General features: G+C 40.4%; 6 protein-coding genes and 1 tRNA gene. All 7 read left to right on the forward strand.

Annotated elements, in window-relative coordinates; translation table 11 throughout:
- The first annotated feature begins 128 nt into the window (after nt 1–128).
- Complete coding sequence (metG, locus tag JWP71_RS08730) at nt 129–2198, forward strand: methionine--tRNA ligase (protein ID WP_299498701.1); 2070 nt, start codon at nt 129–131, stop codon at nt 2196–2198.
- Nucleotides 2199–2287: 89 nt separating this feature from the next.
- Nucleotides 2288–2359 (forward strand) — tRNA-Arg (locus tag JWP71_RS08735).
- Between the two features lie 368 nt (nt 2360–2727).
- On the forward strand, nt 2728–4317 hold the full coding sequence (locus tag JWP71_RS08740; RefSeq protein WP_299498703.1) for a serine hydrolase: 1590 nt from the start codon (nt 2728–2730) through the stop codon (nt 4315–4317).
- A 511-nt stretch (nt 4318–4828) separates the two neighbouring features.
- Complete coding sequence (locus tag JWP71_RS08745) at nt 4829–5536, forward strand: MBL fold metallo-hydrolase (RefSeq protein ID WP_299498706.1); 708 nt, start codon at nt 4829–4831, stop codon at nt 5534–5536.
- A 339-nt stretch (nt 5537–5875) separates the two neighbouring features.
- On the forward strand, nt 5876–6781 hold the full coding sequence (rlmF, locus tag JWP71_RS08750) for a 23S rRNA (adenine(1618)-N(6))-methyltransferase RlmF (protein ID WP_299498709.1): 906 nt from the start codon (nt 5876–5878) through the stop codon (nt 6779–6781).
- 788 nt (nt 6782–7569) lie between these two features.
- The gene (locus tag JWP71_RS08755) at nt 7570–10896 is read left to right on the forward strand and encodes a TonB-dependent receptor (protein WP_299498712.1); all 3327 of its coding nucleotides are present in this window, start codon (nt 7570–7572) and stop codon (nt 10894–10896) included.
- 10 nt (nt 10897–10906) lie between these two features.
- A partial coding sequence (locus JWP71_RS08760) for a RagB/SusD family nutrient uptake outer membrane protein (protein ID WP_299498714.1) occupies nt 10907–11432 on the forward strand: 526 nt, incomplete at its 3' end.

The following is an 11432-nucleotide window of genomic DNA, read 5'->3' on the forward strand; positions in this document are numbered from 1 at the left end:
TTTCTGACTTTATGGTTTATACCGGGACTGAACAAGTAAAAATAGTGTCATTATGTATAGCGCGTGTTGCGCAACTTAACGCCCTTTTTGCTTCCCAAACCAAATAGCTTATCTTTGCCAAATCCATTATGTCGCAACTTACTCAATTTAAACGATTCACTATTACCTCGGCTTTACCTTATGCTAACGGCCCGTTGCATATTGGCCACTTAGCCGGAGCATATTTACCTGCTGATATCTTTGTTAGATATTTACGCTTAAAAAAACGAGATGTAGTTTACATCTGCGGATCAGACGAGCATGGCGCCGCCATCACCATAAAAGCTAAAAAAGAAGGCACAACACCACAGGCTATAATTGATAAATATCATAATCAAATTAAAAGCAGCTTTGAAGAGTTTGGTATAGCGTTCGATATTTATCATCGCACGTCATCACCCATACATCATGACCTTTCGCAAGAGTTTTTTCTGAATTTGTATGAAAAGGACGAGTTCGTAGAAAAAATATCCGAACAATATTATGATGAAGACTTTAACCAATTTTTGGCAGACAGATACATAATAGGCACCTGCCCCAACTGTCATAATGAAAATGCCTACGGCGATCAATGTGAGAGGTGCGGCACCTCATTAAACCCAACAGACCTTATTAATCCAGTATCAACCCTAAGCGGTAAATCGCCGGTTTTGCGCCCTACCAAGCATTGGTATTTGCCGTTGGATAAATATCAGCCCTGGCTGGAGCAATGGATAGATAAAAAAGAGGGCAGCTGGAAAGTAAATGTATTTGGGCAATGCAAATCATGGCTAAAATCGGGCCTGCAGCCCCGCTCGATGACCCGCGACCTGGATTGGGGTATTGATGTGCCATTAGATGAGGCTAAAGGCAAAAAGCTGTATGTATGGATGGATGCACCGATTGGCTATATTTCGGCAACCAAGCAATGGGCAATTGATAAAGGAAAAGACTGGAAACTATACTGGAAAAAACAAGCGAATGAAGCGGATAATAGCTGCCTTATCCATTTTATTGGGAAAGACAACATTGTTTTTCATTGCATTATTTTCCCCTCAATACTGCATGCGCATGGCGAGTATATTTTACCTCAAAACGTACCTGCAAATGAGTTTTTAAATTTAGAGGGCGATAAGCTTTCAACATCGCGCAACCATGCGGTGTGGCTGCATGAATATTTGGAAGAGTTTCCGGGTAAGCAGGACGAGTTGCGTTATGTGCTAACATCAATATTACCCGAAACCAGCGACAGCGAATTTACCTGGAAAGATTACCAAGCCCGTGTAAACAACGAACTGGTAGCTATTTTAGGCAATTTTGTTAACCGCGTAATGATACTGATGCACAAGTTTTATGATGGTAAAGTAGAAAGCGATACCGGTAAAATCAGGCTAACAGATGGCTATTTAAATGACGAAATAGGTATATTTTATGATTCGCTGGAAAGCAGCCTGGAAACCTATAGGTTTAGGCAGGGCCTGCAAAGCGTAATGGATATTGCGCGTTTGGGCAATAAATATTTAACAGACAAAGAGCCCTGGAAATCTATAAAAACCGATCCGGCAGATGCTAAGGACGCGTTGCATAATTGTCTGTTTATAATAGGGCATTTAGCAGCCTGTTTGCAGCCGTTTTTACCGGCTACCGCTAAAAAAATATTTGGCATGCTAAACCTGCCCGCCGAGATTGATTTTGAAAGCGAAATAGCATTTGCAAACGGTCATCAGCTAAACCCATCGGCATTGTTGTTTGAGAAGGTTGAGGATGAGGTAATAGCTTTACAAATAGAAAAATTACATAATAAGAAACAAGCAACCGAAGCAGTGGAAGAAACGCCAATAACCCCGGCAAAGGAAAACATCAATTACGAAACCTTTGCTACAATGGATATAAGAACCGGCACCATTTTAACTGCCGAAAAAGTTGCCAAAACCAAAAAACTGCTAAAACTAACTATTGATACCGGCATTGATGAGCGTACGGTAGTATCGGGCATTGCTGAGTTTTATGAGCCCGATGCCATTATAGGCCAAAAGGTAAGTATTTTGGTTAACCTTGAGCCGCGCGAAATAAAAGGTATCATTTCTCAAGGTATGATATTAATGGCCGAGGATAACGTAGGCAAACTTAGCTTTGTATCGCCGGTGGATGATATGCACAATGGGTCTGTTGTAAGATAGGTTAATGTGCAGATGCGTGGATATGCAGATGTGCAAATGTTTTTTGACTAACTCAGCTATAATTTGCACATTTGCACTTCAATAAAAAAGGTCCCGTAGTTCAACGGATAGAATAGGAGTTTCCTAAACTCTAGATATGAGTTCGATTCTCGTCGGGACCACTAAAACACGGTAAAAGCCTGTAAATCAAATGATTGCAGGCTTTTATTTTTTGGTCAAAACACTAAAATATGCACCAAATCACGTTAAAAAAGTGAGTAATTCGGTGAGTACCATAAAGCTAAGTTAGTAAAAGCATTAATTGGCAATGGCTTTGTTATGCATAGCTGCCTTTTGAATCAATAAATAATAGTTATATTTAATAACCTAAAATAGTCTTTTCCGATGATAACTCTTTGTCGCTAAAACTTTAAAATTATTTCGTTTAAAAGATAGAAAAAGTGATCCCACATGACTTCTAATCAACATTAGGATTTATATCTCCCAGTAAATTCCTACATTAGCTTCAGTATAACCCTCGAATTACGCCATGTTCATTTCCTTAAAATACAGTCAGCGCATTGCATTTTGCTCAAAATCAGGCAGAAAGCACATTGTAATCATAGGCTTGTTTTTACTGCTCGTTAGTAACATCAACGCCCAAACCACAGTATTGCAGCATAGTAGGCCCGAAGCTGAAGGTGTTTCGGCTGCAGGTATCGATAGTTTCGTAATTGCCGCATCGCACAGCAAGAGTGAATTCCACAGCTTTGTTTTTCTGCGACATGGTAAAGTGGTGGCCGAAGGCTGGTGGAACCCTTATCGGTCTGATTTAAAACATACCCTGTATAGTGTTAGCAAAAGCTTTACTTCAACAGCGGTAGGTTTTGCGGTGAGCGAGGGAAAACTCAAAGTAACCGATAAAGTAATATCATTTTTCCCCAATAGCCTGCCGAATACCATTTCGCCCTACCTGGCACAGCTTACTGTAAAAAACCTGCTTACCATGAGCGTGGGTATAGATCCGGACCCAACAGGGATTATCGCTTTTAAAACCACCGACTGGGTAAAAGCCTTCCTGGCTACGCCGATAATACACCAGCCGGGCAGCATGTTTTTATATAATACCATGTCTTCGTTTATGCTGAGCGCCATTGTGACAAAAGTAACCGGCCAAAGTGAGCTGGAATACCTTAAGCCGCGTTTATTTGGCCCTCTCGGTATAACAGGTGAGGACTGGGAGGCAAGCCCGCAAGGCATTAATACCGGCGGCTGGGGCCTGCGCCTCAAAACGGAAGACATGGCTAAAATGGCGCAACTGTACCTGCAAAAAGGCATGTGGAAAGGCAAACAGCTGCTGCCAGTGGCGTGGGTAAATGAAGCAACCACTTTTAAAATAGACCAGGCACCTGGCGCTCCGCAAAGTAAAAGGGATTCCAGCGACTGGATGCAGGGCTATTGTTATCAGTTTTGGCGCTGCAGGCACAACATTTACAGGGGGGATGGTGCAATGGGCCAGTATATCATTGTAATGCCGGATCAGGATGCCGTGTTAGCCATTACTTCAGAAACTGATGATATGCAGGACGAACTTAACCTGGTTTGGAAATATTTGCTGCCGGCCATGCACCCTCAGGCGCAACCAGCCAACAACCAGGCAGACCTGAATTTAACTGAGCATTTATCAAAATTAAGCCTGGTCCCGCTACCTCGGACAAGTAACGACGCTGCATTTATCGATGGCAAAACCTTCGCGCTTAAGCCTAATGACTTGCACATTAAGTCGATCTCATTTCATTATAGCGATGCAGGGATCAGGGTTAGTTTGAAAAAAGATTCGGCAGCCTACGATTTAAATTTTAAAACCGGCAAGTGGCAGACCGGCGAAACCAATATGCCGGGACCTAACCGGCTACTTGGCGCCAATGAGGATGTCTCGTATATGCTCCCTTACAAAATTGCCGGCAGTTATACGCTATTAGATGACCATACTGTACAGTTTAAATTACGGTATATTGAAAGCCTGCATTCCGAAACCATCACCTGCCATTTTGATAAGGATGGCCGCAATATGAACGCGACGGTGGTACCCAGTATTATAGTCCGGAATAATAAAAAAGTTGAACTACAGAGTGAATAAGGTATCGACGGAGAGCCGGGACCACATTTTAACCCATCCATGGGAATAGCATGGGAAAGATTATTGAAAAGCCTTCGGATGAAAAATCTGGAGGCTTTTTAGTGATAAAAGCAAATGGCTGAATAACCATTTTGCTTTGCAAATTAAATTATTCAGCCATTTAACTGATGCTGTACAACGACTATATATAGTCCTCACAATAAATCTATCGCCTGCTCATTTCCCGGTGCCCACACTCTCCCAAGCTGCCTTTTCTTTTAAAAATTTACTTGATATCGTCGCTTTAATTTGGCTATTAATAGGCAAAATACGCTAACCTGTCGCTTTTAACACTTGTTAACAGGGCGCTTGTGAACGTTTGCATCATAAAACAACGTTTGATATTTCAGCAAGGACAACCTTGCAGGTACAAACGATAACTGTTAAATAAATACTTTAAATCCGAAAGCAAGAGCTATGAACTCATTTTTTACGCATTAATCAATAAGTTTTTATTTAAAAGAATAATCGTATGAAAAAGATCAGCAGTAATATTTACCAGATCAATTTAGGTTGGGTGAACGTTTTTGTAATAGAGGATAATGGCCTAACCCTGATTGATACCGGTACCAAAGGGAGTATGAAAAAAATCTTCAGCGCAATTAAGAACGCGGGTAAGAACCCTTATGATATTAAACAGATTATCCTGACCCATGCACACCCGGATCATGCCGGAAGTGCCGAAGAAATGAAGCGGATGTTAGGGGTGCCGGTAATGGCGCACAGCGAGGATGCGAAGATCATGGCCTATGGCATTGCCTGTCGGAAAGAGATTTGCCTGACGCCCGGGCTGAAAAACTGGCTGATCTACGAGCTGGCCATCAAACGCGCCGGCATCAATATCGAGCCGGTTTGTATAGACGAACAATTAAATGACCATGACCTGCTGCCTTTGTTAGGGGGCATTCGCGTCATTCACACACCGGGCCACAGCAAGGGTCATATCTCTCTGCTGGCAGAAAATGAGGAAGTACTGATAGCAGGCGACTTATTGTCGAACAGTACCGGATTGGGCCTGAGTGTCATCTATGAAAATATGGCAGAAGGCATCAGCAGCATTCTGAAAGTGACCAACCTTGACTTTGATAAAATGGTCTTCGGGCATGGCAGGCCAATTTTGAAGGATGCCGGCAGCATCATGCGGCAGGCCTTTGTTGACTATGATTATGTACTTGTTTAAGCCGGGCACCACACATGAAAGTCACTCAAATCCTGAAGCACAAGGGCCGGGAACTTTATACCTTTGGCCTTAAACTCATTTTTATCTATGCCGAATGCAATGGGCCAACCTTGTTTGTCTCTTTAATTAATCTTTGTATAACAAAGATTTCAAGTTTCACCCTATTCAAATTAGCTATGATATATAAACTGTATAGCCGTAAATATTCTACCCGTGATATTAATTTAAATAATCCTTAATAAGCTTGCTCAACTAATCATATTATTAGCGATCTATTATCTTACCTTTATCGAAAAAAGGAAGAAATATTATTAATATGACGGACTTGATTTTATGTTTATGCCACAAAAATTACAATCTGCCGAGAAGGAAAATTTACATCCGCGCAACTTGCACCGGGGGAGGTATGATTTTAAACAGCTTTGCGAAACCAGCCCTGGCTTAAGGGCGTTTGTATCGGTAAACCAGTACCAGGATGAGTCTATAGATTTTAGCAATCCCGAAGCCGTAAGGGCCCTCAATAAAGCATTGTTAAAACATTTTTATAAGGTTGATAATTGGGATATTCCGCCAGGATACCTTTGTCCGCCTATACCCGGAAGGGCAGATTATATTCATTATATAGCCGATTTATTAAACGAAGCCCAAGCCGGTGTTGCGGGTGATAAAATAAAAGTGTTAGATATTGGTGTAGGGGCAAGTTGCATTTATCCTTTAATTGGTAATAGTATCTACGGTTGGCAATTTGTTGGTACAGATATAGACCCTGACGCTATAAGATCGGCAAAAAAGATAGTTTCATCAAATAAAAGCTTTCAGGATAATATTGAGCTGCGCTTGCAAACCGGCCAGAGCGATATTTTTAAAGGAATAATTAAACCGGGGGAGGTTTTTGACGTTACTATTTGCAATCCGCCTTTCCATGCATCTTCACAGGATGCGCAAGCAGGCACTGTAAAAAAGTGGGAGAACCTAAAAGGCAGGAGCTTGAGTACTCAATTAAACTTTGGGGGCAAAAATACAGAACTATGGTGCGCGGGTGGCGAGGCGGCGTTTATCAATCAAATAATTGAGCAAAGCGTTTTAGTAGCTAATCAATGTAAATGGTTCTCTTCACTGGTGTCAAAAAAAGACACACTTCCCATAATTTATAAAACGCTAAAATGGGTAAATGCTGCAGATGTCAGAACCATCAATATGGCACAAGGGCAAAAAATAAGCAGGGTTGTTGCCTGGCGGTTTTAGCTGTTTTTATTTTATTATATAAACGCGTTTAGTTATTAAATTCTATATAAAAATTAGTTCCTCCGTGAAGTAAGCAAATGCGGCAATAAACCTATAGCCGTTAAATATTTACTGTACTGTACCATGAACACGTTGATGCACCGTGACTACCTTGGCACACCCAAAACTACAATGCGCTGAAGATCAATTAGGTTAGATTTTCATTACCAATGCAATATGTCAGAACTATTTAAGGTTTATTTTGGCCATTAACCAATATAAGTTAGTGCAATCGATGCCATAACTATGGCATCGATTGCACTATAATATAGCATAAAAACAGTATAAATGCTAATAATCATCCAATTATTTTAAAATATTATTTGCAAATAATATTTTATTGTTACATTTGAATACCAATTTTTACAGAATACAACCAATATAATACCCATTTCCTGAAAATTAAATCAAAACAAGTGAACAACGAAAGATTGTGTGTTTTGTTGAAGATGTGCTTTTTTAATACAATTAGTACAATCGATTGTAATGAATCGCTGGCTTATTTAGCCCCGGTTAATTACAATGCAATATTAGCTGTGTCGGCTAATGTTGGTGCTAAATCTTTGTTAAAAAATACCAAAGCAGGCCCACGTTTAAAAAGAGATGAAAGGAGGGCAAGTATGGCATAACCGATACCTAAACCTCATCGTTACCTATATATCGCGAGCCTTTGCTCCGGTTTTTGGCTTTTGGAAGCCGACCTCAGGTAATCATTTAATTAAAACCAATTACAATTAAACTAACATTCAATGTATAAGATATATAATGCATTTATTTGCGGCAAAAATTTTTGCTGTTCAAAAAAACCGCTGCTTATAATGAAGCTTACCATGGTTTTGTTAACTATGGCCTTCATGCAGGCAAGCGCTAAATCTTCTAATGTTGTTGGTACAACTTTAGAAGTTGCGCAAAAAACAATAACAGGTAAGGTAGTCGATGAGAAGGGCTTACCGTTACCGGGAGTTATTGTAAAATCAAAAAGTAACGCTACAAACGTTACCACAACTGATGCTCAGGGTAACTATAAATTAGTTTCAACTGACGATAACGCCACAATTATTTACTCATTTGTGGGGTATGAAACTCAGGAGCAATCATCAAGAGGTAAAACTGTTATTAACGTAACAATGGTACCAACAAACTCAAATCTTGATGAAGTAGTAGTTGTAGCTTACGGTACGCAAAAACGCACAAGCGTAACCAGTGCCGTAGGTACAATTAACGCCGCCGAGATCAAAAGAAACTCAGTAACGGATTTAACTAACGCTATCGTTGGTCGTACACCTGGTGTGCGTGTTACAACGGTTGATGCTAACCCGGGTTTATATGATACTAACATAGATATCCGTGGTTATACAGGTGCAGCCGGCGGCTACCAAAATCCGCTATTTGTTATTGATGGTATCCCAAGAGATAAATCTTCATTTGACCACCTGGATCCGAATGAAATTGAAAGCTTCTCTGTATTAAAGGATGCATCTGCGGCGATATACGGTGTACAAGCTGCAAATGGTGTAATTTTGGTTACTACCAGAAAAGGCGCGGCAGGTAAGGTACAAGTTAACTACACAGGTCAGGGTGGTGTTGTTTTGATCTTAACTTATCCTAAGTTGCAGAATTCTTATCAGGAAGAAACAACTTATGATGAAATGCTGTTTAACAGGGCGGCAGCTAATCGTGACGATCCGATTACTGCTCCTAAATGGACCTCTCAGAATATTCAAGATGCATTTAACGGAAAAGGTACAAGCGTTGATTGGCTTAGTGTTTTAGAAAACAGCCGTAGCAATCAATATCAGCACAACGTTAATTTAAGTGGTGGTTCTGATAAGGTACAATTCTTTACTTCGGGCGGTTATATCCATGAAGGTGGTTTGCTTTCAACAAATATCGAATCATCTGATAAATACAACGCAAGACAATCTTTAACAGCCGAAATAACAAAGGGCCTTACTTTTGATATTAATGTTGGCTTTATTGATCAATTATATTCAAGACCAAATCAATCAACTGCAAGGTATTATAATTTAACCCGTAACACATGGGGCTTTACTCCGCAGGATCCGATTTATTTAAATGACAATTCAAAATACTTTAACCAGGCTACAGACAATGGAGGAGATAACCCATTGGCCCTTATTACCCGTAGCGTAGGTGGATATGATGATATGAATGCTAAACAGTTTACTTCTGTTACCGGTTTAACCTGGGTAGTTCCTTACGTTAAAGGATTAACTGCTAAAGCACAAGTTGGCTGGGATAATAATAACAGCTTAGAAAAACAACAAGTAAAAGCATTTAACCAATACAATTGGAACTTTAGTACTAACAGTATAAATACGTATAACCACGGTGGTTCTGGTGGTTTAACCCAATTGTCAGAAAACTATGTTCAAAGTATGAGAAATGATTTGCAGTTTTCATTAAACTACAATAAGCATTTCGGAAAGAGTAATTTTTCTGCGTTGGCGCTTTATGAAGCATTGTATAATGAAAATGATAACGTTCAAGGAATTTCATCTTTCGCGGTTGACGTACTTGACTTGTTAAACGCAGGTTTGGCAACTGGCCAAAGTGCAAAAGGTGGTAAAAATATCAACTCGAACGAAAGTTATGTGGGTCGTTTAAATTATGATTATGCCGGTAAATATCTTGTAGAAGGTGGTTTCAGGTATGAAGGATCATCTTATTTCCCGCCATCGGGCCGTTGGGGCTTTTTCCCTTACGTATCAGCGGGATGGAGAATATCTGAAGAATCATTTATAAAAAATAACGCTAAATGGATAGATAACATTAAGCTTCGCGGTTCATACGGTACAACCGGTGATGACCAAGGTGCTGCTGCTAGTTTCCCTGCATTTACAACAGGGTATACTTATCCATCAATTAACTCTATCTATCAGCCTTCAACAGGCGGCCGAAGCGGTGGTTTACAGGTAGGTACCGTATTTGGTACAACCGGTGGTACTACTAAGGGTGTTGATTATAAATCAATTGCTAACCCTGATATTACCTGGTATACTTCAACAACTTCTGATATAGGTTTAGAAACATCATTCTGGCATTCATTATTAACTTTTGAAGCTGATGTGTTTAACAGAACCAGGCATGGTTTATTAGCTACAAGGTTGGTGGCAATTCCGGGTAACTTTGGTGGTACATTACCTCAGGTTAACCTGAACTCTGACCGCACACGTGGTTTTGAAATTACCCTGGGCCACAGAGATGTAGCCGGCGAAGTTAGCTACGGTATCAGCACTAATATGGGCTTTTCTCGTTCTAACTGGATCCATAATGAGCAAGCTCCACAAACTAACCCGTATGCTAACTGGTTAAATAATACCGAAAACAGGTATGTGGATTACATCCGTGGAAGAACAGTTGTTGGACAGTTCCAAAGCTATGCTGATATTTATGCATACAAACCTATTATTGATAATAATGGTAACAGAACAGTTTTACCGGGCGATTTAAAATATCAAGATACCAATGGTGACGGTATAATTGATGCTAATGACGAAACAGTTTTAGCTAATGGCGGTTTAAAACCACTTGTTTTCTTTGGTATGACTGTTGATGCTACCTGGAAAGGTTTAGATGTTACCTTCTTGATACAAGGTGCTACAGATTATAACATTAACTATACTGACGCCTTATCACAACCGTACATTCGCGACCCGCAAGATCCTATTACAGAATATATTGACAGGTGGCACCACCAGGATCTGTTTGACCAAAACAGCCCGTGGGTACCTGGAAAATGGCCATCAACAGGTGGTCCGAACGATAGGACTAACCGTTTACAAAACAAAAGTACATTTACCATATTCGACGGAACTTACGCGCGTTTAAAACAAGTACAGGTTGGCTACACTTTCCCTAAAAAATTGCTTAGTAAAATAAATATCAGCAAGCTGCGCATTTTTGCATCTGCATATAATGTTTTTACAGTGCATGGCAAGGGTTTGAGTTTTGTTGATCCGGAATATACTGACAGCAACCCTCAAAGTGGTGGTTCTAACTATAATGCCCCTATGGTTATGAATATAACAGCAGGTGCTAACATAACTTTTTAAACCTAAAGAAATGAAACAGATTAAAATTGTATTACTAATGGTAATTTTGACAGGGCTATGTTCCTGCCGGAAGAACCTGTTGACTGTACAGCCAACCAATTTGCTTACAGCGGATCAGATTGTAAGTAACGATGCCTCTATTACGGCTTACTTCGCGTCATTATACCGTGATATACCAATGGAGGACTTTAACTTTGTTAAGGGTATATTTTATACCTTCCCTGATGGTGGTGGCAGGTATACCGCTAACTGGGATGACGAGGCTCTCAGCGGTAGTAATTTCGGTATCGGTAACGGAGCCGGGGCCAACAATACCATTTATGATGAAATTTACAAAGCGATACGTAATGTGAACACGTTCATCCAGTTGGTTAGCGCCACCAATAATTTCCCTGCACCGCAACAGGCACAATACATTGCAGAGGCAAAGTTTATCCGTGCTTACTATTACTACGGCCTGGTTAAATATTATGGCGGTGTGCCGCTTGTGCTTGACATTCCGGCAACACCAATACCATTGCCAAGAAACAAGGAGT

This window comes from Mucilaginibacter sp., from assembly GCF_028287845.1.
Classification (GTDB): domain Bacteria; phylum Bacteroidota; class Bacteroidia; order Sphingobacteriales; family Sphingobacteriaceae; genus Mucilaginibacter.